General features: G+C 61.8%; 19 protein-coding genes. 8 read left to right on the top strand and 11 right to left on the bottom strand.

Annotation, left to right across the window (positions count from 1 at the left end; all coding sequences use genetic code 11):
* Both F8C90_RS03405 and F8C90_RS03400 read right to left on the bottom strand, forming a co-directional pair.
* Entirely contained in the window at positions 1 to 582 is a 582-nt protein-coding gene (locus F8C90_RS03405; RefSeq protein WP_158049048.1) for a hypothetical protein, read from the bottom strand.
* A gap of 219 nt (positions 583 to 801) precedes the next feature.
* On the bottom strand, positions 802 to 2106 hold the full coding sequence (locus tag F8C90_RS03400) for an amidohydrolase family protein (protein WP_158049047.1): 1305 nt from the start codon (positions 2104 to 2106) through the stop codon (positions 802 to 804).
* 227 nt (positions 2107 to 2333) lie between these two features.
* On the opposite strand from F8C90_RS03400, the gene F8C90_RS03395 reads away from it, so the two are divergent.
* Positions 2334 to 3485 (top strand): 5-bromo-4-chloroindolyl phosphate hydrolysis family protein, encoded by a 1152-nt coding sequence (locus F8C90_RS03395; RefSeq protein WP_158049046.1) that lies wholly within the window; start codon positions 2334 to 2336, stop codon positions 3483 to 3485.
* Positions 3486 to 3546: 61 nt separating this feature from the next.
* Positions 3547 to 4713 carry a toxic anion resistance protein gene (locus F8C90_RS03390; RefSeq protein ID WP_158049045.1) on the top strand — a complete coding sequence of 389 codons (1167 nt, stop codon included), beginning with the start codon at positions 3547 to 3549 and terminating at the stop codon, positions 4711 to 4713.
* A gap of 164 nt (positions 4714 to 4877) precedes the next feature.
* Here F8C90_RS03390 and ychF read toward each other — a convergent pair whose 3' ends face one another.
* The 5 genes from ychF to F8C90_RS03365 all read right to left on the bottom strand — a co-directional run bounded on the left by ychF (position 4878) and on the right by F8C90_RS03365 (position 10576).
* A complete protein-coding gene (gene ychF / locus F8C90_RS03385) occupies positions 4878 to 5942 on the bottom strand; it encodes a redox-regulated ATPase YchF (RefSeq protein WP_158049044.1) in 1065 nt (354 codons plus the stop codon).
* A gap of 111 nt (positions 5943 to 6053) precedes the next feature.
* The gene (gene guaD / locus F8C90_RS03380; RefSeq protein WP_158049043.1) at positions 6054 to 7439 is read right to left on the bottom strand and encodes a guanine deaminase; all 1386 of its coding nucleotides are present in this window, start codon (positions 7437 to 7439) and stop codon (positions 6054 to 6056) included.
* A gap of 8 nt (positions 7440 to 7447) precedes the next feature.
* A complete protein-coding gene (locus F8C90_RS03375; RefSeq protein WP_158049042.1) occupies positions 7448 to 9217 on the bottom strand; it encodes an adenine deaminase in 1770 nt (589 codons plus the stop codon).
* Positions 9218 to 9603: 386 nt separating this feature from the next.
* The gene (locus F8C90_RS03370) at positions 9604 to 9876 is read right to left on the bottom strand and encodes a DUF4177 domain-containing protein (protein WP_170264523.1); all 273 of its coding nucleotides are present in this window, start codon (positions 9874 to 9876) and stop codon (positions 9604 to 9606) included.
* Between the two features lie 160 nt (positions 9877 to 10036).
* Positions 10037 to 10576, bottom strand: a complete 540-nt coding sequence (locus F8C90_RS03365; RefSeq protein WP_158049041.1) for a GNAT family N-acetyltransferase — start codon at positions 10574 to 10576, stop codon at positions 10037 to 10039.
* A gap of 414 nt (positions 10577 to 10990) precedes the next feature.
* Between F8C90_RS03365 and F8C90_RS03360 the strand changes: the two genes are divergently transcribed.
* The 5 genes from F8C90_RS03360 (at position 10991) to F8C90_RS03340 (ending at position 21325) form a co-directional block, all read left to right on the top strand.
* Positions 10991 to 12406 carry an alpha-isopropylmalate synthase regulatory domain-containing protein gene (locus F8C90_RS03360; RefSeq protein WP_158049040.1) on the top strand — a complete coding sequence of 472 codons (1416 nt, stop codon included), beginning with the start codon at positions 10991 to 10993 and terminating at the stop codon, positions 12404 to 12406.
* Positions 12406 to 14898: an AMP-binding protein gene (locus F8C90_RS03355; RefSeq protein WP_158049039.1), complete on the top strand. Its 2493-nt coding sequence runs from the start codon at positions 12406 to 12408 to the stop codon at positions 14896 to 14898. Before F8C90_RS03360 ends, F8C90_RS03355 begins: the two co-directional genes overlap by 1 nt.
* Before the next feature lie 87 nt (positions 14899 to 14985).
* Positions 14986 to 18582 (top strand): pyruvate:ferredoxin (flavodoxin) oxidoreductase, encoded by a 3597-nt coding sequence (nifJ, locus tag F8C90_RS03350; RefSeq protein WP_158049038.1) that lies wholly within the window; start codon positions 14986 to 14988, stop codon positions 18580 to 18582.
* A gap of 522 nt (positions 18583 to 19104) precedes the next feature.
* The gene (locus F8C90_RS03345; protein WP_158049037.1) at positions 19105 to 19695 is read left to right on the top strand and encodes a ClpP family protease; all 591 of its coding nucleotides are present in this window, start codon (positions 19105 to 19107) and stop codon (positions 19693 to 19695) included.
* 151 nt (positions 19696 to 19846) lie between these two features.
* Entirely contained in the window at positions 19847 to 21325 is a 1479-nt protein-coding gene (locus F8C90_RS03340) for a VirD4-like conjugal transfer protein, CD1115 family (RefSeq protein WP_158049036.1), read from the top strand.
* Positions 21326 to 21452: 127 nt separating this feature from the next.
* Here F8C90_RS03340 and F8C90_RS03335 read toward each other — a convergent pair whose 3' ends face one another.
* The 4 genes from F8C90_RS03335 to F8C90_RS03320 are packed head-to-tail and all read right to left on the bottom strand — an operon-like array spanning position 21453 to position 24790.
* A complete protein-coding gene (locus tag F8C90_RS03335; RefSeq protein WP_158049035.1) occupies positions 21453 to 22184 on the bottom strand; it encodes a 2Fe-2S iron-sulfur cluster-binding protein in 732 nt (243 codons plus the stop codon).
* Positions 22185 to 22186: 2 nt separating this feature from the next.
* Positions 22187 to 23974, bottom strand: a complete 1788-nt coding sequence (locus F8C90_RS03330) for an NADH-ubiquinone oxidoreductase-F iron-sulfur binding region domain-containing protein (RefSeq protein WP_158049034.1) — start codon at positions 23972 to 23974, stop codon at positions 22187 to 22189.
* Positions 23967 to 24458: an NADH-quinone oxidoreductase subunit NuoE family protein gene (locus F8C90_RS03325; RefSeq protein ID WP_158049033.1), complete on the bottom strand. Its 492-nt coding sequence runs from the start codon at positions 24456 to 24458 to the stop codon at positions 23967 to 23969. Before F8C90_RS03325 ends, F8C90_RS03330 begins: the two co-directional genes overlap by 8 nt.
* A gap of 59 nt (positions 24459 to 24517) precedes the next feature.
* A complete protein-coding gene (locus tag F8C90_RS03320) occupies positions 24518 to 24790 on the bottom strand; it encodes a MoaD/ThiS family protein (RefSeq protein WP_158049032.1) in 273 nt (90 codons plus the stop codon).
* Positions 24791 to 25230: 440 nt separating this feature from the next.
* Between F8C90_RS03320 and F8C90_RS03315 the strand changes: the two genes are divergently transcribed.
* On the top strand, positions 25231 to 25851 hold the full coding sequence (locus F8C90_RS03315) for an MptD family putative ECF transporter S component (protein WP_158049031.1): 621 nt from the start codon (positions 25231 to 25233) through the stop codon (positions 25849 to 25851).
* The last annotated feature ends 14 nt before the right edge of the window (positions 25852 to 25865 follow it).

The raw sequence follows: 25865 nt of genomic DNA, 5'->3' as shown, positions 1-25865 counted from the left end.
CTACTCCCCCGTCCGCGTCACTTCGAAGCGTGCGCCGTCGAAGGTGTTGCCCTTCGGGTCTTTCACCCAGGCGAGATAGCTATCGGTCGGCACGATGCGGTACGTGCGGCTTACCTGGTCTTCTCCGTTGTGGAACGTGACGCGGAACTCGACGCCGCCGAACGCGCGATACGCCGCCACGTCAGCCGTCTCGTCGGCGCCCTGCTCGACGGGCACGGCGAAATAAACGTATCCTCCGCTCGCGATTTCGCCAAGCTGGTAATTGGCGGTGTCTTCCCAGGAGCCGCTCGATTTCCCCACACGGACGCCGTCGGTGAGCGACTCGATCGAAATTGAATCGCAGGGGCTCGTCTCGCTCATGCCGATGTTGAGGCAGATTACGCGCCCTGCAATGTCCCCTTGTCGGTACACGCCGCCCAGACTCACCACGCCCGAGACGATGTCGCGCGTATCGCCTGCTCCCGAGGCGTTTTGGAAAAGCTGCAGGTCGCAATCGGAAAGGGCGGGTGCCTTGCATGAGACGAGGGGCAACGCGCAGCACGCAAGGCACACCGCGATCGCAAAGTTAACAAGCCGTCTCATGAACCCACCTTCCCGTAAACGAAGTCCATCAAGAAAAGCCCCACGAAGGGAGCCTTTGGGCATGATAGCAGGTATCTCGCCGCCCGCGTGTGTTTTGTTTACGGGGTGTAGCGGGTGCTCGGTAAACTCGCCGGGTCGAAGATGGGGCGGGCGTTTGGTTTAAGCTCAGCGGCAAGGCGCGTCTCTCCTTGCCGCCTGGTTTGTCTTGGCCGTTGCGCCTTAGCGCGGCAGGAACGCATCGAGCTCGCGGTCGAGCTCGGGCAGATGTTTCACGGAAAGCCCCGAGACAAGCTTGCCGCGCGCCATGACCATCTTAACCCGGCGCAACGCCTCCAAGTTCTCGAGCGGGTTCTCGTCGAGCACAATGAGGTCGGCCGCTTTCCCCACCTCGATCGATCCCGTCTCGTCGCCAAGCCCTAAGATGCGCGCATTGCCGAGCGTGGCGGTGTGGAGCGCGAGTTTGCGCGGCGCCCCGACGATGCGCTCGAAGTACACGACCTCGCGCCACATGTCATAGTGCGTGACGTAGGGACATGCGGAATCCGTGCCGAGGCCCACGGGAATGCCCGCTTCGAGTGCCGCCTGCGCTGCGTGGACGATGCCCTTGTAGACGATGTTGCCGTTGGCCTTCTGGATCTCGGTCGAGTGGGTCTTTTCGGGGTCGAGCTCGACGAAGGGAAGCGCGGGCGAGACCGTGCAGGTGAGCGAGGACTTCCTACCGACGCCGTTTTCCTTGAACAGCGCGATGAGCTCGGGTGTGAGGTCCGCGCCGTGCTCGATGGTGTCGACGCCCGCTTCAAGCCCCACGCGCACGCCTTCTGCGCTCTCGATGTGGGCTGCGGTCGCCATGCCGAGCTTGTGCGCTTCGTTGACCGCCGCCGCAGCGATTTCGGGCGACATGCGCAAAACGCCCGGCTCGCCTTCCTTCTCCGCATCGAAGACGCCTCCGGTGATGAACAGCTTCACGAGGTCGCATTTGCGCGCGAAGCAGTCGCGGACGATCTCGCGCGCCTGTTCGGGGGTCTTAGCGATGTGGGCGAACAGCCCCGCGCCGTGGCCGTTCGGTACCGTGACGCCGACGCCTGAGGTGAGCAGGCGCGGCCCCTGGTACTTTCCGGCGTTGATCGCGTCGCGCACGTCTACGTCGGCAAAGCCCGGGTCGCCCACCGAGCGCACGGTGGTCACGCCACTCGCGAGCTGCTGCTGCGCATGCTTTTTGATGATGCGTCGCAGGTACCACATGCCAATCGGATTTCCCACCACCTTGTCGATGAGGCCGCCCGCCGCGCCTGCGCTCGTCGGCTTGCCCGAGCCGCAAAGGTGCACGTGCAGGTTCACAAGGCCGGGCACAAGGTAAGCTCCCTTAAGGTCTATCTCCTGAGCGTTCGCAGGCGGCACGATTTCTTCCGCCGCACCGATCGCCGCGATGCGACCCTCGTCGTCCACGACAACGGTGGTGTTAGGGCGCGGCTCCATGTCGGCGGTGCCGTCGAGGACGGTTGCGTGGGTGAAAACGTAGGCCATGGGATTCTCCTTAAGAGAGCGGCTGCTTGAGGTTTCACCTATTGTATCGTGCGCTTTGGCCGAATTGCACCCCATTTGTTGAATATTGCGCTCGCATTTGGGCGCGCTCGTCGTTTCGTTTCCTACGACTTGGTAAAAAAGGGTTTACGGCGTGCCCTTTGGCTGCTTTCAGCACGTGCGTTCGGTTACAATCGAGGCGATAGATTGATTCCCGGAAAGGCAGCCCGATGGCTTCTTCAGATAACATGGCCGATCAAGTTGCAAACGCTGCGCAAAACGCCGTGAAATCGCGCGATTTCAGCGACCTCCAGTCGACCATCGAGCGCGTTGCCGGTGCCGCCGCTGAGAGCATCGGCCGCGGGATTGCGCAGGCCTCTGACGGCATCCGCCGAGGTCAGGAGCAATACGCGCTCATTCAGGAGCGCAAGCGCAAAGAGGAGCTCATGAAACTGCGCTATGCGAGCGCCACGACCCAGCGTGGCGGCGGCATAGCGCTTGTGGTCGCAGGCGTTGCCGTGGGAATCCCGCTTGTCGCCATAGGGTTGATCATGCTCCTCGTCAAGCTCTCAGTCGCTGCCCCCTTCATTGCTGCAGGTGCGCTGTTCGGCGGAGCGCTCGTGTTCGCAGGTACTCGAAAGATCCGTCTCGCGGGTGTCTTCGAACGTTATCGCAACGTTATCGGCCTGCGCGAATCGTGCAGCGTGAAAGAGCTTGCGCAAAGGGGCTCCGAGAGCGTCGCGGACGTGCAGAAGAACGTGAGGAAGATGCTTGCGAAGGGCATGTTCAAGCAGGCGACGCTCGACGAAACCTCGGGCCTGCTCCTTATGACCTCCGAAGCCAGCGAGAGCCACGAGCGCGAGCTTGCCGAGGCGCGCCGTGCCGAACGCCAGCAGGCGCTCGTGCAATCCGCCAGCTCAAAGGAAAGCGCCTCGCTCACCGCCGAGCAGCAGCAGCTCTTAGACCGCGGAAAGGCGTTTATCGCGCTTATCCGCGAAGGCAACGATGCTATTCCCGATGAAGAGATTTCGCGCACGCTCGACCGGATCGAGCACGTGGTCTCGGCCATCCTTGACGCCGCTGCCGAGAATCCCGAGCTCATCGATGATCTGGACAGGCTTCTCGACTACTACCTGCCCACCACGGTGAAGCTGCTCGAGACCTACCGCGAGCTTGATTCCCAGCCCATCCAAAGCGACAACATCGTCGACTCGAAGCGCGAGATAGAGAAAGCGCTCGATAGCTTGAGCGTCGCGTTTGAGAAGCTGCTCGACTCGCTCTTCCGCGACGTGGCGACCGATGTGTCGTCCGACATCACGGTGCTCCGCACCGTGCTCGCGCAGGAGGGCCTTACCGAAAGCCCGTTTGACAAGGCCCGATAGCCAAACCTCTACCGAAAACGGGCGAGCATGCGCCCGTAAGGAACCGAAGAAAGGTATCGTCATGGAAAACAGCACCGAATCGAAGGCAACGCCCGAGCTCACGCTTACGCTTACTCCCGAGCTCGACGATGCGCCCGCTCCTGTTCTTTCCGCCAAGCCGGTGGAGGAGCTGGCGAAAAGCGAAGGCGACCTCGCCCTCGACGACTCCATGCTCTCCGATGACGAGAAGAAGATGGTTGAATCGTTCTCCGAGCAAATCAATGTGCGTGACTCGGCCGCTATCATGCAGTACGGCGCCGGCGCGCAGAAGAAGATGGCCGATTTCTCCGAGTCGGCGCTCGAACGGGTGCGCACGAACGATTTAGGTGAGGTGGGCGACCTCATCACCGGCGTCGTCAACGAGCTGCGCGGGTTCAACGCCACCGAGGAGAAGGGGCTGTTCGGCTTCTTCAAGCGCGGCGTCGACAAGGTGCAGTCGCTTCGCACGCGCTACGACAAGGCAGAGGCGAACGTGAACAAGATCGTCGACCAGCTGAAAGACCACCAGATGACGCTCGTGAAGGATGCTGCGACGCTCGACAAGATGTACGAGCTGAACCTCACGTACTTCAAAGAGCTCACGATGTATTTGCTCGCAGGCAAAAAGAAGCTCGCGCAGGTTCGCGAGGGCGAGCTCGTCGAGCTTGTCGAGCATGCCCGCGCCACCGGTCGCGCCGAGGACGCCCAGGCTGCGCAGGACCTCGAGGCCATGTGCACACGCTTCGAGAAGAAGCTTGGCGATTTGGACCTCACCCGCACCATCGCCATGCAGACGGCGCCGCAGATCCGTCTCGTGCAGAACAACGAGATCACGCTCGTCGAGAAAATCCAGACCACCATCGTGAACACCATCCCCCTGTGGAAAAGCCAGATGGTGCTTGCGCTCGGCATCGCGAACGAGGCCGAGGCCGCTCGTGCGCAGAGCGCTGTCACGAACATGACGAACGACCTGCTCAAGAAGAACGCGGAGATGCTGCATACCTCGACCGTCGAGATTGCCCGCGAGTCCGAGCGCGGCATCGTCGACATCGAGACGCTCAAGAACACCAACGAGACGCTCATCAAGACCTTCGACGAGGTCATGCAGATCCAGGCGGAAGGCCGCCAGAAGCGCGCCGAGGCCGAGGCAGCGATGCGCGAGATGGAAGCCGAGCTCAAGCAGAAGATGCTCGAGATTCCGCGCGTGTAGCTTCGGAATGCGCGGGTGGTGCAGACAGCACTTCACGCGATGATCTCTCCCCTTGCGAAATGGGGACATTGCCAAGAGCCTTCAGGCGTGTCGCGCGCTTCCCTACCGATGGGCACAGGCGATCGGCTAGCAAAAAACAGGGGCGCTCTCGCGCCCCTTTCTCGTTACACGTTGAACTTGAAGTGCATGACGTCGCCGTCTTGCACCACGTATTCCTTGCCTTCCTGGCGAAGCTTGCCGGCGTTGCGGCACCCCACCTCTCCGCCGAGGTCCACGTAGTCGGTAAAGCTAGCGGTCTCCGCCTTGATGAAGCCGCGCTCGAAATCCGAGTGGATGACGCCCGCCGCCTGCGGGGCCTTAGCCCCGATGGGGATGGTCCATGCGCGCGTCTCGGTCTCGCCGCTCGTGAAATAGCTCTGCAGTCCGAGCAGCTTGTACGCCTCGCGGACCAGGCGTGCCAAGCCCGACTCGGAAAGCCCCATGGCCTCGAGGTATTCCTTCGCTTCCTCGGGATCGAGCTCGGCCAAGTCGGCTTCCACCTTCGCCGAGATGGGCACCGGCGCGCACCCGTCAATTTCGGCCAAATCGACGTCGAGCGCGTCCTCGTCGACGTTCGCGATGTAGAGGATCGGCTTCATGGTGAGCAGATGCAGGTCGTAGATTGCCGCCTGCTCGTCCTCGTCCAAGCCGAGCGTGCGGGCGCGATGGCCCTCGTTCAAGCCCTCGAGCACCTTCTTGGCGACCTCGAGCTTCTTCGCGCCTGCTTTGTCGCGTTTGGCCTCTTTCTCCAGGCGCGGGATGGCCTTGTCGAGCGTGCCGATGTCGGCCAGGATGAGCTCGGTCTTGATCGTCTCCACGTCGGAGGTCGGGTTGACCTTGCCGTTCACGTGTACGACGTCGGGGTCGCTGAAGAAACGCACAACCTCGCAGATCGCGTCGGTCTCGCGGATGTTCGCGAGGAACTGGTTGCCCAGGCCCTCACCCTTGCTCGCGCCCTCTACCAGGCCTGCGATGTCGACGAACTCTACCGTCGCGGGAACGATCTTGGCCGGATGGTCGATCGCCGCAAGCGCGTCGAGGCGCGCGTCGGGCACGGGGACGATGCCCACGTTGGGCTCGATGGTGGCGAAGGGATAGTTCGCGGCAAGCCCGCCCTTGTTCGTGAGCGCGGTGAACAGCGTGGACTTGCCGACGTTCGGCAGGCCGACGATTCCGATGGAAAGCGACATGGAAGCTTCTTTCTCACTCAAAAGCGCCGCCGCGAAACTCGCGGCGGCGTGTATGCAGTCAGTTCGATTTATGATACCACAGGCCGTGCGCAAAAGGCCGGGACGTGCGCCCTACCTCGCGTCCTTGTCGCACACGAGGACGCCCTGCGAGAACACTTGGCGTACGTTGTCGGGCGTGGACAGGTAGAGGATGCGGGCAAGCCGATCGATCGGCTCGTCGAACACGCCGAAGCCCGTAAGGTCGCTATCGGGCCGCTTCACGTCGATGACCTGCAGGTCGAAGGCGCGCCCCGGCTCGAAGGTCGCAAGCGGCAAGCCGAGCGCCTCGGCGCCGCCTGCGGTGGCCAGCCAGAACGACTCCACGAGGGACAGCCGCGTGCCCTCGCCGAGCCCGCCGCGCTCCTCGGGCGGGAGCTGCGCGTTCACACCCGTCTCGAGCAGGCGCGACACGAGGACCGCCTGGCGGATGTTCTCGTACATGCTCGGGCTGTAGCCGCCCGATATGTCGGTGCCGAGCCCCACGTGGATCCCCTGCGAGCGGAAGCGCTGTACGGGGGCCACGGCGCTCGAGAAGTACGAGTTTGCCGTCGGGCAATGGGCGACGGCGACGCCCAGCTCGGCGAACATCTCGCCCTCCTCCTCGGTGAGGTAGGGGCAGTGCGCCATGATGGAGTGCTCGCGCAGCAGGCCGAAATCGCGCAGGGCGTACGGGTCGGTCTTGCCGAAGCGCTCGAGCACGACGTCGTGTTCCCATTGGCCTTCGTTGCAGTGCGTCTGCACGTAGGCACCTGTGCTTTCGGCCAGATTGCCTAAGCCGCGCAGCACCTCGTCGGTGCAGCTGGGGATGAAGCGCGGCGTGATGACAGGCCAGGCGCCCGCGCGGCTTTTCCGCCCGATGGCCTCCACCTCGCGGATGAGGGTTTCGGTGTCGCGCACCGCCTGCTCGGGCGAGGCATCGCGATAGTAATCCGGGTTCGCTTTAGGGTCGTCCATCACCGTCTTGCCCACGAGTGTGCGCTGGCCTCGCTCGGCGCAGATTTCGGCAAGCGCCACCGTTGCCTCCAGGTGGGCGCTGCCGAGGTACACCGCCGTGGTCGAACCTCGCGCAAGAAGCTGATCGACAAGGTCGGAGTACACTTTCTTCGCGAAATCAACGTCCGCGAACTTCGATTCCAGAGGGAAGGTGCGCTCATCGAGCCACCGGTAGAGCGGCTCGTCGAGCGCGAGCGCCGCCTGCGGCCACTGGGGCGAGTGGATGTGGATGTCCACGAAGCCTGGCAGCCCGAATCTACCCTCCCCCAGCTCGTAGAGCGTGCCAGCCTCGCGGACCTTCGCAAGCGCCGCGGCTTGGTTGGGGTCGTCATGTGCGATGACGCGTTCGATCGCGCCGTCTTCCCCTACTTCTATGAGGGCGCGCTCCAGGTACTCGAAGCTGCCGTATTCGGGCGTATGGAAAAACGACCCGTAAAACGCCCTCGGTTGCGTTGCTTTTTCCATCGCGCGTCCTATTCCACGACGCCCTTGATGGGGTCTTCGATCTGCAGCGTCATCACGTTGATGAAGCCGTGGTCGGTGATGGCGTACGCGGGCAGCGCCGCGAGGCAGATGAAGGAGAGGAACATGAACGGGATGGAGATGATGCAGCCGCGCTCGGCGCAGGCGGCGTTGAGGGCGCTCTTCCGCGCGGCGAGCTCCTCGCAAGAGAGATCGGAGAGCAGGCCGCAGATGGGGTATTCCACGCACTCGATGACTTCCCCGCCGTCAACCAGGCACTGCCCGCCGCCGATCTCGATTATGTGGTTCACAGCGACTGCCATGTCCTCGAAGTTCGTGCCCATGACAATCACGTTGTGGTTGTCATGCCCGACCGAGGAGGCGATGGCGCCGCTCGTCATGTGGAATCCGCCCATGAACGCGCGGCCGACGTTGCCGTTTATGCCGTAGCGCTCGACCTGTGCGATGTAGAGGACGTCTTGGGAAACGTCGCAGGCCACGTAGCCGTCCTTGCACTCAAGCTCAACCTCGCGCGGCTGCGTGACGGGGATCCACGGGAGCGTGTCCATGCAGGTCACTTTCACGCGCTTGGCGCCTTCGGGGGCAGCGATCTTGAAGCTGTCGGGCGTGATGGGGTTCAAGAGCTTCGTGGTGTTGAGCAGGCAGGGGTCATGAGTGGCGGGCTCGTAGTGGACGAGCAGCTCGCCGTGGTCGACGACTTGCTTGCCGCGCGAGAAGACGCTTACGACCTGGAAGTCCTCGGCGGTGTCGCCCGAGACGATGTTCACGTCGGCGCGCTTTCCAGGTGCGAGCGCCCCGATATCGGTGAGCTCGAAGGCGCGTGCGGCGTTGATAGTGACCATCTGGATGGCCTTCGCGAACGGCACGCCGGCTTCGAGGGCGAGCTTCAGGTGATGGTCTAGATGCCCCGTCGAGGCCAAGTCGCAGCAATGCAGGTCATCGGTGACGATGCTCATCATGGAGGTGTCGATGTCCTTGCCGACGATGCATTTCAGCTGGTCGGAGAGGGTGCGAGCGGCGGAGGACTCGCGCAGCATCGCGTGGACACCCGCGCGTGCGCGGTCCATGATGTCGTCGGCGGAAAGCCCCTCGTGGCAGGTGGAGATGCCGGCGGCGACGCATTTGTTGAGGTCCTTGCCCTTCATCTCGACGAGGTGCCCCTGCGCGGTCATGCCCTTCATCGAGGCGACGTCGTCGAGCGATTCGAGCAGGTCAGGCAGCTCGGCGAGAACGTAGGGACCGACACATTCGGAGATTCCCACAGCGTCGGGTCGCTTCAGCGCTTCGCGGATGATTTCGGGGTTGAACTTACCGCCGCTCGTCTCGAGCGCAGGCGAGAAGGGCACGTGCGACGGCACGACGAAGTACAGATTGAGGTCGGTGATCTCGTTTTCTTCAAGCACGGCCTCGATGCCGGGAAGACCAGACACTACGCCGACTTCGTGAAAGTCGGTCATGATGGAGGTGGTGCCATGCTTGAGCACAGCTTCCGCGAAGGGACGGATGGCCAGGTCGGAGCTTTCCGGATGGATATGCCCGTCGATGAAGCCCGGGGTGATGAAGGCGCCCTCGGCGTCGATCGTGCGCGTGCCCTCGCCGATGCAGTAGTCGACGTCGCCGACCGCCGCGATGGTTTGGTTGCTAATCGCTACGCCGCCGTCGTAGATCTCGCCCGTGTAGACGTTGACGATGCGACCGCCCGTGATGACCACGTCGGCTGGCTTGGTTCCACCTGCAACGCTCAGAAGTTCCCTGTCCATGTGCTTTCCTTTCGCGTAACCGCTCTCGTCTTCTAAAACGCAAAAGCGCACAGAGCTTTTCGCCCTGCGCGCTTATCGCCAAGTGAAATATATCGTGTCGCTCGAAGGCCCGCGCGAAGATGGCGCGATTCCCCCCTTTTTCCATGGGAATAGAGGGTCACGGAGGCAGGCGTTTGGGCCTTTCCTGTTGCTATGCAGGGGAAATGCACTGCCTCGACGCTCCTTTTCGCCTAACGACATGGGCGAACTATATCATGCCTGCGCTTGCAAGTCCACGCGCCGCGACGGTTCGAGCTGCAAACAAGATGCGCCCCCGAGCGTGCGAGAACGCTCAGGGGCGCAAGCTGTTGTGTGTGCGGGACGCGAAGCTTCCCTGCGCGCCTGTGCTAGTTCATGCGCTCGAACACGAGGTTGCACACGGTTCGATCGCCGCCGCCGATGCCGGTGGATCCCGCCGTCGACTGCGCGAACGTGTGAAGGCGGTAGCCTTCGGCGTACTGCTGGTTGCAAAGCTCCTCGATTTCGGCGAAGTTCTTCGATCCCTTACCGACGAACTTCTCCCTCAGGACGACCTGCATAACGCGATATTGGCCTGTTCCGGTGTTGATTTTCCCAGCCTCGTCGTTAAAGCTGCCCATGACGTTGTCCATGAATCCCATGTCGGCTCCTTCCGTTGGTCGACCCCAGCTAGGCTGGTCTTTACATGCAAAATAATACCAACGAGCTCGGCAACCCCATGTCTCAAAAGAGGGACATTAGAAGACCTACTGGCCAAGCCGTGGCGCGAGCACCCCGATGCCCCTGAAGAACGTTAAGAACCTATAGGAGACTCCATTTCTCCCGACTCAGATACGTGAAGTGTTCGGTGCGCACATCGCCGACCAGCGGGCAATCGACGCCTTCCTCGGTATGATGGAAGGTGAACCCGCACTTCTCCTGGACGCGCTTTGACTTCCCGTTGCCGTCGTAGTAGCCGCACCAAAGTGCCGTGCAGCCAAGGTCCTCGAAAGCATGCCGTTGAATTTCGCGAACTGCCTCCGGGATGCAGCCGCGGCCCCAGAACGGGACGCCGATCCAAAAACCTATCTCCATCTCCGTAGGCGGCGCGGCGACCTGGGTCTGCTCAGGCGGAATGAGGCCGATGCTTCCGATGGCCCGCCTGTCCTCTTTTAGACACACCGCGTACGTCTCCTCGGCGGAAAAGACATCGCGGATGATCTCTCGGCTGTTCTCGACGCTCGTATGAACGGGCCACCCCGCGATAGGACCAACCTCTGGGTCGCTGGCATAGCGGTAGAGATCTTCGGCATCGGATTCCCTCCAAGGGCGCAAGAGCAATCTCTCGGTTTCAAGCATCATCGGTTACCCCCTCGCTTTCTTCAGTCATGAGCTTTTTCATCTTGCCTCCTTACCTTGAAGAGCTCCCCCCCTGAGCTTCTCGCCTTGCGAAATGCCGCTTAACTTCCTCGCCTTTACGTGAACCTCCTGAGCTGCTCAAGGATATCGTAGCAGCGATTCGACTCGGCGTGTGACGGCGCAAACTGCGAGCGCGTCCTTTTCGAGCAGGATGAGGTTGAGGTCGAGTTCTGCAGAAACGCAGAAGCGAATCGGCGTTTACCGCTAAAATTGGCAGTTTTTATCGCTTGCTTGCGCATGAGGTGCGAGAATGCAAACTTTAGCGCTAAGGTAGGTGTTTGAGTGGCCGCGAGCGCTTCGGTTGGGATTGCCGCAGGCACTTCCTAGGGAACGATTGGTATAAGTCAGGAGTCGTACATGAGAGACATACGCGTCAGTGACATCACGATGAGGGAAGCAGCTGCCTCGAAGGCGCTTTCCCTATCCTTCAAGGAAAAGCTTGAAATCGTGAAGATACTCGACCGTATCGGCGTCGCCGCCATCGAGGTCGAGGGTATCGAGTCCTCAAAGGTGGACAGCCTGCGAATCAAGTCGATCGCCTCCCTGGTGAAGAACAGCACGCTCGCCGTTCCGGTGAAGATGGACGATGAGAGTATCGAGGCGGTTTGGAGCGCCGCGAAGGGCGCGCAGCGCGTCCGCCTGCAGGTCGAGGCTGCAGTGAGTCCTTCCACCATGGAATACATCCAGTGCAAGAAGGCAGACGCGCTCATCGACGACGCCGCCCGTGCCGTTGCCAAGTGCGCCAAGCTCACCGACGACGTCGAGTTCGTCGCCATCGACGCCACCCGCACTGACGTTGCCTATCTGGCGAAGGTTATCGAGGCCGTCACCCGCGCCGGCGCCAAGACGGTGACCGTGTGCGACGCCGCGGGCTCCATGCTGCCTGAGGAGTTCGCCCAGTTCATCGGCGACCTCTTCAAGGCTGCTCCCCAACTTGCCGGAATCGATCTGGGTATTTCGTGCTGCAATAACCTCAACATGGCGGACGCCTGCGCCGTTGCCGGCGTCATGGCAGGCGCTTCCCTGGTCAAGGCGACGTCCTACCCAATGGGCGTTGTCGCGCTCGACAACGTGGCAAGGATCCTCGCCGCGAAGTCCGACACACTGGACGCCCAGTGCCACGTCCGCGTGACCGAGCTCAAGCGCGCCATGAACCAGGTCGCACGCCTGTGCTGCGAGGACCGCTCCAAAGCGGCCCAGTTCACCGGCTCGGTTTCCGAAGCGGTCGAGGGGGTCGTGCTCACCGCCGGCGACGACCAGGACACCGTCATGCAGTATGTCGAGCGTCTGGGCTATAGCCTCTCCGACGAGGACGCCGCTGCGGTGTTCGAGGCTTTCAAGAAGATCGCTGCTAATAAGGAGCGCGTGGGCGCGACCGAGCTCGACGCCATCGTGGCATCCGCTGCCCTGCAGGTACCTCCCACCTATATCCTCGAGGGCTATGTCATCAACGCCGGTTTGAGCTTCAAGGCGACCTCCCACATCTCCCTGCGCAAGGACGGCGAGGTCATCGAGGCGGTTTCCCTCGGCGATGGCCCCATCGACTCCTCCTTTAAGTCCATCGAGTCGGTCGTGGGCAAGCACTACGAGCTCGATGACTTCCGCATTCAGGCGGTCACCGAGGGCCGCGAGGCCATGGGCGAGTCCATCGTGAAGCTCATCGCTGACGGCAAGGTCTATTCCGGTCGCGGCATCTCCACCGACATCGTAGAGTCCAGCATCCGCGCCTACATCAACGCGCTCAACAAGATCGCTTACGAGGAGCAGAACTAATGAAGCTTTCCTTTTCCACCCGCGGTTGGGCCGACCACTCTTGGGACGAGCTCGTGAGCACCGCGCTCGAGATGGATTTTTCCGGCATCGAGATTCACAACCCCATCATCAACGCCGTCTTCACCGGCAAGGGCGGCCCGCTTGAGCGCTACAGCACCCAGGCAACCGCCCGCGCGCTGCGCGACAAGGGGCTGTGCATCCCCGCGCTCGATTCCTCCGTCGACATCTCGGCGGGCAAGGAGCAGGTCCAGGCCGCCAAAGACCTTATCGACCTCGCTGCCGCCGCCGGTGTCGAGCGGGTCGTCGTCGTGGCGCAAAACGATGATGAGGACGCTATCCATGCCGCACTGGCGGAGCTTGTGCCCTATGCGGAAGCCAGCGACGTCGTCTTGCTGATCGAGTCGAGCGGCATCTTCTCCAGCACCACGCGCATGGCGGGCATCATGGACCGCTACGCCAGCGACTATTTGGGAACCTTGTGGGATGTCCACAACGTCTACCGCACAGGCGGCGAGACCCCCGCACAGACGGTCAAGAACTTAGGTGCCTACATCAAGCACGTGCACATGCGCGATTCCGACGACGACGGCAGCTTCAACCTGGTCGGCGAGGGAACGCTGCCTATCGACGAGGTAGTGCGCGCGCTGTCTTCCATCGACTACGACGGCTACGTGTCGCTGGAGTGGGATCCCGCGTGGATGCCCGACCTCACCGACATGGAGGTCATCTTCCCGCACTTCGTGAACTACATGGAGCGCTTCGAGGACACCCGCGGCAAGCGCCGCACGCTCTACCTCAACCACGACGGCACGGGCGAGTACGTGTGGAAGAAAGACGAGCTCATCGACTTGACCTTCCCGCAAGTGCTCGACAAGATGGTCGAATGCTTCCCCGATCAGTACTGTTTTAAGTACACGACGCTCGACTACACGCGCACCTACGAGGAGTTCCGAGACGACGTCGACAAGTTCGCCCGCGCGCTTGTCTCCATGGGCGTGAAGGCTGGCAGCAAGGTCGCCATCTGGGCCACCAACGTGCCTGCTTGGTACATCACCTTCTGGGCGGCCACCAAGATCGGCGCCGTGCTCGTCACGGTGAACACCGCCTACAAGATCCACGAGGCCGAGTACCTGCTGCGTCAGTCCGACACGCACACGCTCGTCATGGTCGAGAGCGCCCTGGATTCCAACTACCGCCAGATCATCAATGAGCTGTGCCCCGAGATCGCCGAGGCCAAGCCCGGCGAGCAGCTGCACTGCAAGAAGCTTCCCTTCCTGCGCAACGTCGTGACCGTCGGCTTCAAGATGCCCGGCTGCCTCACCTTCGATGAGGCCATGGAGCGCTCCGAGCTCGTGCCGTTGGAGAAAATCCAGCGCATGGCCGCCGATGTTCGTCCCGACGACGTCTGTAACATGCAGTACACCTCCGGCACCACAGGATTCCCCAAGGGCGTTATGCTCACGCACCGCAACGTCGTGAACGACGGCAAGTGCATCGGCGACCGCATGGGCCTGTCCACCGCAGACCGCTTCATGATCCACGTGCCCATGTTCCACTGCTTCGGCATGACCCTGTCGATGACCTCGTCCATGACGCACGGCGCGACCTTGTGCCCGATGCCCTACTTCAGCGCCAAGGCGTCGCTGCACTGCATCACGCAGGAGAAGATCACCGCCTTCAACGGCGTTCCCACGATGTTCATCGCGATGTTCAACCACGAGGACTACAAGAAGACCGACTTCAGCCACATGCGCACGGGCATCATGGCCGGAGCCGGCTGCCCGCCCGAGCTCATGAAGCGCGCCGCTCAGCCCGACGAGATGAACATGACCGGCATCGTGTCGGTCTACGGTCAGACCGAATCGGCCCCGGGTTCCACGATGAGCGCCTGGACCGACCCGCTCGACCTGCGTACGGAGACCGTCGGTTACGCGTTCCCGCACGTCCAGTGCAAGATTATCGATCCTGAGACCGGCGAAGAGCTGCCCAACGGCGAGGTTGGGGAATTCTGCTCGCGCGGCTACAACATCATGAAGGGCTACTACAAGATGCCCGACGCCACCTTCAAGACGGTGGACGAGGACGGCTGGCTGCATTCCGGCGACCTGCTCATGCGCGACGATCGCGGCTGCTTCGTGGCCACCGGCCGCCTGAAGGACATGATCATCCGCGGCGGCGAGAACATCTATCCCAAGGAAATCGAGGACTTCGTTATCACGCACCCCAAGGTGAGCGACTGCCAGGTCGTGGGCGTGCCCGACAAGAAGTACGGCGAGGAGGCCATGGCCTGCATCATCCTCATGGAGGGCGAGTCCATGACCGAAGACGAGATCCGCGAGTTCATGATGAGCAACATCGCGCGCCATAAGGTGCCTCGCTACATCAGGTTCGTGGACTCCTTCCCCATGAACGCGGCGGGCAAGATCCTCAAGTACAAGATGAGGGAAGCCGCCGTTCAGGAACTGGGGCTTCAGGACCTCACGAAGAAGTAACCTGTATCGAGAACGACCGTTTTGCGGGGGCCGTTATGCGCGCCCCCGCTTGCGTTTGGCACCATTGCCGGGGAGAGGGACTTTAAGATGAGCAACTACGTAACCGTTGACGGCAACGAGGCTGCGGCCCATGTCGCCTACGACTTCACCGAGGTGGCGGCGATCTACCCCATCACGCCGTCTTCGCCCATGGCCGAGCATACCGACCGCTGGAGCGCCCAGGGCCGCCTGAACATGTTCGGCCAGCGCGTGCAGCTGACCGAGATGCAGTCCGAGGCGGGCGCCATCGGGGCCATCCACGGCGTGCTGCAGGCAGGAGGCCTGGGCACGAGCTTCACCTCGAGCCAGGGACTCATGCTCATGGTTCCCGTGCTCTACCGCATCGCCGGCGAGCGCCTGCCGGGCGTCTTGCACGTGGCGAGCCGCACGGTGGGCACGCACGCCATGAGCATCTTCGGTGACCACTCCGATGTCATGGCATGCCGCGACACCGGCTTTGCGCAGCTCAGCTCGGGAAGCGTTCAGGAAGCAGCCGACATGGCGGCCGTCGCGCACCTCGCCGCCGTGAAGGGCAGCGTCCCGTTCATGCACTTCTTCGACGGTTTCCGTACCTCGCACGAGCTCTCGCGCATCGACATGCCCGACACCAAGGAGCTCACCGCGCTCATGGACACCGAGGCGCTCGAGCGCTTCAGGGCGCGCGCTCTCAACCCCGAGCACCCTATGCTGCGTGCCACCGTGCAGAACGGCGACGTGTACTTCCAGGTGCGCGAGGCGAACAACACCGCCTACGACGAGCTGGCCGACGTGGTCGAGGGCGTCATGGCGCAGGTTGCCGGCGTGACAGGCCGCGAGCACCACGTGTTCGACTACTACGGCGCGCCTGATGCGACCGACGTCGTGGTCGCGATGGGCAGCGTCTCGGGCACCGCGCAGGAGGCATGCGACTATTTAAATGCGAAGGCCCAGGCTACAGGCGAAAACACGCGCTACGGTTTCTTGCAGGTGCACCTCTACCGTCCCTTCTCGGCGAAGCACTTCCTAGGCGCCTTGCCCGAAAGCGTGGAGCGCATCGCGGTGCTCGACCGCTGCAAGTGCATGGGTTCAGCCGGCGAGCCGCTCTACCTGGACGTCTCGAGCGTTATCGCGAACAGCGAGCACGCGGGCAAGGTGACGGTCATTGGCGGGCGCTACGGGCTTTCCTCTAAGGACACCGACACTGCCCAAATCGTCGCGGTATTTAGGAACCTTGCATCATCCGAACCGAAGCGCGGCTTCACCATCGGCATCAACGATGACGTGACCAACCTGTCGCTTCCCGTGCAACCGCTCGATGACTTCAAGGACGTCGACACTTACAGCTGCAAGTTCTGGGGCTTAGGCGGCGACGGCACGGTGGGCGCCAACCACAACACCATCCGCATCTTGGGCGACTGCGCCGACCTGTTCGCGCAGGCGTATTTCGAGTACGACTCCAAGAAGTCCTTCGGCGTGACCAAGTCGCACCTGCGCCTGTCGAAAAAGCCCATCCGCAGCACGTATTATGTGAAGCGCGCCGACTTCGTCGCTTGCCACAATCAGAGCTATGTGCGCCAGTACGACATGGTGCGGGAGGTGAAGCCGGGCGGCACGTTCCTTTTGAACACGGGCTGGACGGCCGAGGAGCTCGATACCAACCTGCCCGGAGCGATGAAACGCTACATCGCGAGCAACGGCATCCGTCTGTTCACCGTCGACGCGGTCGAGATCGCTCACCGCGTGGGTCTGGGCAGCCATATCAACACGGTGCTGCAGGCGGCGTTCTTCAAGATTTCAGGGCTCATGCCGGTCGAGGAGGCCCTCGACTATATGAAGGACGCGGCACGGAAGTCCTATGCGCGCAAGGGCGACGCCGTGGTGGCGAGCAACGTGGCCGCCATCGAGGAGGGCGCCCAGAGGTGTGTGGAGGTTGCTGTCCCTGCAAGCTGGGCAAACGCCGAGCTCGACGAGCTTGATGGCGATGAGGGACTGCCAGCTGTGGTCGCGAACATCCTGCGCCCCGTGAACGCCCAGAAAGGCGATGAGCTTCCCGTGAGCGCGTTTGCGGGCTACGAGGACGGCGTCATCGACATGGGTCTCACCGCTTTCGAGAAGCGCGGCATCGCCGTCACGACGCCCATGTGGAGGGCCGACGCCTGCATCCAGTGCAACCGCTGCGCCTTCGTGTGCCCCCATGCTGCGATCCGCCCCTACCTGGTGAGCGAGGAGGAAGCCGCAGCTGCCCCCGCCGGGTTCGAGACCGTCACGCTCAAGGGCGGCAAGAACCTGCCTGAGGGCATGCGATACACCCTCCAGGTGAGCCACCTCGACTGCACGAGTTGCGGCAGTTGCGCTGACGTGTGCCCGTCAGACGCGCTTTCCATGGAACCTGCCAAGTTCACCGCCGAGAGCCGCACGTTGTGGGAATACGGCTTGGGGCTTGCCGAGAAGGGCAGCGTGTTCGACCCCTACTCGGTCAAGGGCTCGCAGTTCAAACAGCCCCTCCTCGAGTTCTCGGCAGCATGTGCAGGATGCGGCGAGACGCCCTACGCCAAGCTCCTCACCCAGCTGTTCGGCGACCGCGTGTACTGGGCAAACGCCACGGGTTGCTCGCAGGCGTGGGGCGCGCCCTTCCCCGGCATCCCCTATACCACAAACAAGCGCGGCTTCGGTCCGGCATGGACCAACAGCCTTTTCGAGAACAACGCCGAACTTTCGTTAGGTCTCTACTTGGGTTCGACTCAGCAGCGCGCGGCCGAGAAGTCGCGCGTCGAGAAGCTCGTGCAGGTGCTCGCATGCGGCCTGGAGAACCTGAAGGAGGGCAAAGGAGACTCGCTCGACCCCGCCGTCATGGGGCAGGTCAAGGATGCGTGCGAGTGCTATCTTGCCGCTTTTGACGATTTCGACGCCTCGCGTGCGGCCTCCGATACGCTCGTGGCGGCAATCGAAGCTTCGATGGACTCGCTCACCAACAGCGCCAAGAAGGTGTGCGAGGGGGTCCTCAAGTTCAAAGATCAACTGGCCAAGAAGACGTTTTGGATGTTCGGCGGCGACGGTTGGGCCTACGATATCGGCTTCGGCGGGCTCGACCACGTGGTTGCGAGCGGCGCTAACGTAAATGTCCTGGTGGTCGACACCGAGGTCTATTCCAACACCGGCGGCCAGAGCTCGAAGGCCACGCCCGCGGGCGCAGTCGCTCAGTTCGCGGCGAGCGGCAAGAAGACGGGCAAGAAGGATTTGGGCGCAATCCTTATGAGCTACGGTAACGTTTATGTCGCCCAGGTGGCGATGGGAGCCAACTACAACCAACTGGTCAAGGCGCTCAAGGAGGCCGAGGAATACGACGGCCCTTCCGTTATCATCGCTTACGCGCCCTGCACCTCGCATGGTCTGAAGTGCGGGATGCACGACGTCCAGGGCGAGATGAAGCGCGCGGTGGAAAGCGGCTACTGGGCGCTGTACCGCTACGACCCGCGCAAGGAGCGCCCGATGACTCTGGACTCCAAAGCGCCCACCATGGACTACTTAGAGTTCGTTGCGGGCGAGAACCGCTACGCCTCGCTCACCAAGACCTTTCCCGAGGAGGCAGAGCGACTCTTCGAGCGGGGCAAAGAGGATGCGCTGCGTCGATTCGACCGCTATCGCCGCATGACGCAGGACAACTAGCAGTCCGGACGGCGCGAGGGTGCGGTGTGCGCTCGCATTTCCTCGCGCCATGGTTGGCGCTATCCGCGCACCACGTCGGGGCGAAAGTGCCTGATGAGAATATTATTCGAACAAGCGTTTCAATTAATGCTTGCCAATTCGATGCTTCTTCGTCTATACTCTGGAAGCACCCGTTGACGGCTGGTCCGTCTTTTTTATAGGGAGTTCTGGGGGCGGCGCCGGCTGCCCTTGCTTCTCGAAGTGTGTCACAGGATTTCCCATCATACACGGCATGGGGGCGGCAACGGCTGCCTTTGCTTCGAGCGGCTTTACAAGCTGCGGCGTGTTACATGACCGTTCGCAATACCGCAACAACTGAAGATGAGGAAATGTTGAGCAGGAGCGGCATCGCTGAGCTTTCGTGCGCATTCTTTCCCGCCACGCAATCCGCGTGACGGTGAGCGCTCGTTTGGCGTCGAGCCTTGCATAGCCCTGCATTCAACTACTCTCCGGCGCTTGGCGCCATTCGAAGAAAGGCACGGCATGAGCACTTCGGTCTACCCTCCCCAAATCATCGAGGAAACCAATCTTGGCATCCAGCGTTTCGACATCCGCGACGCGATGCTCGCCTCCCGCGAACTTGAGCTTTCAGGCCCTGTTGATTCTGAATCGGTGGCGGTCATCATCCGCGGAATCCTCTATCTGCAGAAGGTCGACGCAGCGGCACCCATCACGCTTTTCATTAACAGCCCCGGCGGCGAGGTGAGCTCGGGTTTGGCGCTTTACGACGTGATGCAGGCCGCGAGCTGCCCCATCCGCACCGTGTGTTTGGGGCTTGCGGCGAGCATGGCAGCTCTGCTGTTCATCGCCGGCGACACGCGCGACATGCTGCCGCACAGCCGCGTGATGGTCCACGATCCGCTCATTTCGGGAGGCGTGGGCGGCAGCGCCCTTTCAGTGAAGGCGCGCGCCGACGACTTGATGCGCATTCGCGATATAACGGCGCAGGTCATTGCCCAGCATTCGGGAATGGACCTCGAGCAGGTCTTCGAGATAACCGCCCGAGACACCTACTTCGAGGCGGAAGATGCGGTGGCGGCGCACCTCGCCGATCGCGTGATAAACACGCTATAGCGGCGCAGTGTGGGGGCTTCAAGCCTGCTCGGGCAATAAGCGGGCTTAAGCTTGATGCCACCCGGCCGTCCCCCTCGCCGCCTTCGCCCGTCCGTTTCTCTCGTCCGCCAATCCCCCATCTATCGCCGACTTCCAACTTTAGGAGCTGCTTATGAAAGCCACCGAATTCAAAACCATCGCCAAAGACGCCGCGAGCAATCAGCTTGCGCAAGCTTTCGCGGCCTCAAAAACCGAAAGCGAGCCCGCCTTCAACCCGCAGCGAAGAGCCTACCAGGGAGAAACCTTGCTTTCCGCCAACCGATCCGTCAGCTGCGATACATGGCGAAGCGGGCTGAACAACAACGTTCTCGTGCTCGGGTCGTCGGGCGGTGGGAAAACGCGCAATCATGTCAAGCCGAACCTGTTGCAATGCCAAGGGTCCTACATTGTGCTCGATTGCAAAGGCTCCCTCTATCACGAGATGGGCCCTTACCTCGAGGAAAACGGCTACATCGTCGACTGCATCGACTTCAACGCCATGGACGGCACCATCGGATACAACCCGCTCGACCACATTCGCTGGTGCGAGGGCCGACCGATGCAGCAGGACATCATCTCCATCGCTTCGGCCATCTGTCCTGTTGACGAGCATGCGAGCGACTCCTTTTGGCCGCTTGCTGCGGCGAACTACCTTACGGCTTATATCGCCTACGTGCTCGAGGCCCTGCCCGACGAGGCGCAGAACATGTCGTCGGTAATCCGCATGTTCGAGCTTGCCGTCGCTCGGGCGGTCGACCCGCTCTTCACTGACCTGCAAAAAGAAGACCCCGAAGCTTACGCGCCCTCGCTGTACAACCGCGCGAAGGCCACGTGCGGTGCGGAGAAGATGCATGCGAGCATCTTGGGAATCCTCGCAGCCGACCTTGTGCCGTTCGGGTTCGAAGGTGTCATCAGGTCGTACAGCAATCCTCGGCAGATCGATTTCCGCAGCTTCGGGCGCGAAAAGCGCGCGCTGTTCGTCACCATCGACGACATGGACCGAAGCCTCGACAAGCTTACGAGTCTCTTCATCCAGCAGGCGTTTTCCTCCCTGTGCCGCTCGGCTGATCGCGATTACCCTGATCACCGGCTCCCGGTGCCGGTCCGCTTCGTGCTCGATGACTTTGCGAACCTGCGCCTACCCCACATCGACGACGTGCTCTCGGTTATCCGCAGCCGCGAAATCAGTTGCACGGTGGTGTGCCAAACGATAAGCCAGCTTGAGGCGCGCTACGGCGAGGCCACCGCCAACTCCATCGTAGGCAACTGCGACAGCCAGCTTGTCCTCGGCTTTCAAGACGAGCGCACCGCCGCTTACTTTTCCTGCCGTGCGAACAAAACCGCCAGCACCTTGCTGGAAACGCCTGCGGGGATGTGGTGGGTGTTTCTGCGTGGCCAACGCGGAGTGATGGATCCCGCGCGGCGGTTGGAGGACCATCCGCGCTATCCCGAGATCATCGAGGCGAAGCGCGCAAAGGAAGCCCGGATTGAGCTTGAGGAGCAGCGGCGCAGGGAGGAGGAAGACCGCATGCTCCGCGAAATCGAGGAGGAACTCAACGTCAGCCTCGAGGAACTCGAGATGGAAGATTTCGACGAGCGAAACATCGCATAGATGCAAAGAAACCCCCTGTTCCCGAGGTAATTCTCCCGGAAACAGGGGGGCGGGTTTCCCGCTTGGCGCAAATGCCTCGCTTTGCGGCCATTTGAATATGCGGCCGCATTGCTTTGCGGCCGCGATCCTACACGAAACGATACGTCTCCGCTAGCTCGTTCGCAATCGCTTTTCGGCGGCACGCATCGCACAGCTCCACGTCCGACATCTGCTGCGTACCCAGCACCCGCCCGCATTCCTTGCAGCGAGAAAGTTCGAACGTTTGGTTCCAGATGGTACGAGTCATGGAGTCCTCCATGAATGGGATGCTGTCCGTGGGACAAACGTTTGCGCAGCTCAAACACCCAATGCAATCGTCGCTTGCCGCGCCGTAGGGGGTGTTTATCTCCTTGTCGACGCCGCGATTGACCGTCGAGATGGCACCTGTTCCCATGCTCTCGCATGCCTGCACGCACAGCCCGCACAGGATGCACTTGCCCGCGTCCAAAGGCTCGAGGCGCTCGTATCCCTCGCTCGCCCCCATGTGAGACGCCATCGCAGCCATGAGGTCGGACTCCGGCGCGCGAGCAGCGAGCAGCGCAATGAGAACCTTCCGATTCTGGAGGATTCTGGGCGAGTTGGTGTGCACCTCGCATTCCCCTTCTATGGGGTACACGCAGGAAGTGACCACCTTGGAGCGGCCACGTGCGACCACTTCCACGATGCATACGCGGCAGCTTGCGCGGTGCTCGGGGAAAGCCTCGCTGCGGCACAGCGCGGGAATCTCGATGCCGTTGCGTTTCGCCACATCCCACAGGTATTCGCCGTGCTCGGCCGAGCAGGTCTTGCCGTCGATCACGATATCGTAGGTCTTAGCCATAGCTACCTCCCCTCCGTCAGCACCGCGTTGAAGTTGCAAACCTCACGGCAGCTGCCGCAGGCGATGCACGCGGCGGGCTCGATGGAATACGGCTGCTTGCGCTCGCCGGAGATAGCTTCAGTGGGGCATGCCTTCGCGCACATGCCGCAGCTCTTGCATGCTTGCGGGTTGATGGCGAACCTGGTCAGCGCGGCGCAAACGCCTGCGGGGCAGCGGTGCTCGCCGATGTGCTCCTCGTATTCCTCGCGGAAGAACTTGATGGTGGTCAGCACGGGGTTCGGTGCCGTGCGACCCAAAGCGCACAGGGAAGCGACCTGCATCATGTGCCCGATCTCCTCGAGCAGCTCGACGTCGCCCTCTTTGCCGCGACCCTCGCAGATCTCGTTGAGGATATAGCGCATCTGACGCAGGCCCTCGCGGCAGGGCGTGCACTTACCGCAGCTTTCCTCGCACAAAAAGTCGATGTAGTAGCGGGCGACCTCCACCATGCAGCTGCAGTCATCCATGACGATCATGCCACCCGAGCCCATCATGGCACCGTATTCGACGAGCGTGTCGAAGCCAACCGGCAGATCGAGTAGGCTCTCGGGAATGCAGCCGCCCGACGGGCCGCCCGTCTGGATTGCCTTGAATGGTCGGTCCTTGATGATGCCGCCGCCGATGTCATAGATGAGCGTGCGGAGCGTGGTGCCCATCGGCACTTCCACAAGGCCCGTGTGCTTGACCTTGCCCACCATGGCAAAAACCTTCGTACCCTTAGACTTCTCCGTTCCCAGCTTGGCGTATTCCTCTCCACCGTGCGCCAAGATGGTGGGAATGGATGCCAAGGTCTCGACGTTGTTCAGCACCGTGGGCTTCTCGAACAGGCCGCTTTGGACGCTGCGGATGTATTTCGGGCGCGGCTCGCCGACCTTGCCCTCGATCGAGTTCATAAGTGCCGTGGACTCGCCGCACACGAAGGCGCCGCCGCGCACGATGCTCAAGTCCAGCTTATGGTCGCTGCCCATGATGTGCTCGCCTAGGATGCCGGCTGCGTAGGCATCGTCGATGGCGCGCTGGATATGCTCGCGTGCCAAGGCGTACTCGTCGCGGATATAGAGCACGCCCGTCTCGGCGCCGATGGCCAGCGCGCCAATGATCATTCCCTCGATGACGGCATGGGGGCTGCCCTCCATCGTGGAGCCGTCCATGAACGCGCCCGGGTCGCCCTCGTCACCGTTGCACACGATGTACTTCGGCCACACGTCGTAACTCGCTGCGCTACGCCACTTGCGCCCCGCGGGGAAGCCGGCGCCGCCTTTGCCACGCAGGCCGCTTTTCTCCACCTCGTCGATGATCTCGTCGGGGGTCATGGTGAGGGCGCGTGCGAGTCCCTCGTATCCGCCGGCCGCTTTGTATTCCTTCAGGCTCAAGGGGTCGATGATGCCCACATCCTTCAGCACCACCTTGTGCTGAAGGCCGTAGAAGGGGTTGTCCGCCTGATGCTCATGGCGTACGCCCTGCTCGTCGCGATATAAAAGCTTCGTCACCGGGTCGCCCTCGAGTGAGGCGATGATGACAGGGGCATCGGCGGGCTTTACCTTGTAGTACATGGTGTCGCGGGGCATGAGGCGAACAAGCGGCCCTTGCTCGCATTCGCCCGAGCAGCCCGTGCGGCATACCTTGAGATCTACCTGGGCATTCGCTCCCTGTGCCGCAATCTGCTCCTCCAGGGCTCTCGCCACCTCGTAGGCACCGTTGGCAATGCACCCGGTGCCGCAGCATACCAGTATTCTCTCGGTCCTAGTCATTGCCGGCCTCCCCTTCTTCAGCATCCGCGAGGCGGTAGCGCTCCACGATGCCGGGGACGTCTTCGAGCTTCAGTTTGTTGTGGTAGGTGCCGTCGACCAGCATGACCGGAGCTAAGGCGCATGATCCCAGGCAGTTCACCATCTCCACGGAGAACATGCCGTCCTCGGTCGTCTCGCCGGGATCGATTCCCAACTCGCGTTTGAGGCCGGTCGCGAGGTTCACCGAACCGCGGATGTGGCAGGCGGTGCCGTTGCAGATCTTGATGATGTGTTTGCCCTTCGGCTTCAAAGACAGCGCCTTGTAGAAGGTGGCCATGGAATACAGCTGGGCGACACCGCACTTCAGGTGCTTAGCCAGGCAATGAAGCCCCTTCTCGGGGATATAGTTGAAAGCATGCTGCATATCCTGCATGGCGGCCAGCGCATAGCGGCGCTCGGCAGGATAAGACTGCACGATTTGGATGACTTCTTCGTCAGAAACCATAGGAGTCTCCTTCGCGTTTTCGAAGGACGCGTGCTCGGTGTCCGCCGCACATTGCGGCATCAACCTCCCGCAATTAGCGGCGTCACGGCTACGTAATCCTGCTCGGAAAGCGGGGTGCGCACGCCATCCAAATGCTCAATATGGCGGCCGCACACCAGCACGATGGCATCGCGTCCCTTATCGGTATGATCGTCGTTGAGCAGCAGCCCCTGGAAATCAGGGTAGCGTTGTTCCAATATTTCCAGCAGCTCCAAAACGTCGCGAGGGGCGGGGAGGTTAATGCACCCCTGCCCCACAATCATACGATACGTAGCGAAAAACTTGACGTTCATACAACCCCTTGCAGGCGAAGCTCCTGGAATTTGGCGTCAATGGGGTCGCCTTCCGCCGTCCAGCCGCGTGCCTGCTAACCCCATCCTGGCTTTCGAAACGCCGCTTTCCACTGTCGAAAACGCGCCGCGAGCGCTCGTGCGCGAGGGGTACTTGGAGAAGATCGGCGCCGGCCGCTCTACGGCGTATCTGCGCAAATAAGGGTTGCGTCAACCCGCCCGCCTTCCCGTGCCTTCGAGATGACTCCCACGCAGTGGCGGCACCGTCCCGGGCGGTCGCAAATCGAACCCTTCCGTCCTGCAGGACGTGCGGCCTTTTAGAGCACGCGCGGCTATTTGGAGTTGCAACTCTGTGCGTATTCGCCAAAATGGATTATTGTTGTATATGGCTAACTTCATAGAAGGCGCGGCGGCTGAAGAGCCGCACGGGAAAGGATTCGCACATGAAAACCACTGGGAACGCATCCGCTTCCACGTCGAAAACAGGAGGGAGACTAACAGGAAAAGACCTCATCAACGTAGGCATCTTCACAGCGATATACTTCGTCGTCGTGTTCGCGGTAGCGTGCCTGGGATTCATTCCCATCCTCATGGCAGCCATTTGCGGAATCATTCCGCTCATCGCAGGAATACCGTACATGCTTTTTCTCACGCGCGCACGCAAGTTCGGAATGACAACAATACTCGGCCTGCTCACCGGCATCATCATGTTCATCACCGGCATGGGCTACTTCTCTATCGCAACAGGTCTCGTCTTCGGGCTCATCGCAGACCTCATCTGGAAATCGGGAAGCTACGCGTCGGCATCGCGTGCCATCCTGTCGCACGGCGTGTTCAGTTGCTGGATTATCGGCAACTTCCTGCCGTTTCTCATCACTGCAAACACGTACCTCCCCACCGTGCGCGCCCAATACGGCGACGCCTACGTGAATGAGCTCATGACCTATCTGCAGCCGGAGATGTATCCGGTTCTGCTCGTAGCATGTTTCGCAACGGGAATCATCGGTGGCTTCATCGGGCGCGCCATCTTGAAGAAACATTTCGTGCGCGCGGGCATCGCGTAGAGATGCCGCGGAAG

This window comes from Ellagibacter isourolithinifaciens, assembly GCF_008831035.1.
GTDB lineage: Bacteria > Actinomycetota > Coriobacteriia > Coriobacteriales > Eggerthellaceae > Ellagibacter > Ellagibacter isourolithinifaciens.
The sequence above is the reverse complement of the archived record's forward strand: the minus strand, read 5'-3'. Positions and strand labels throughout refer to the sequence as shown.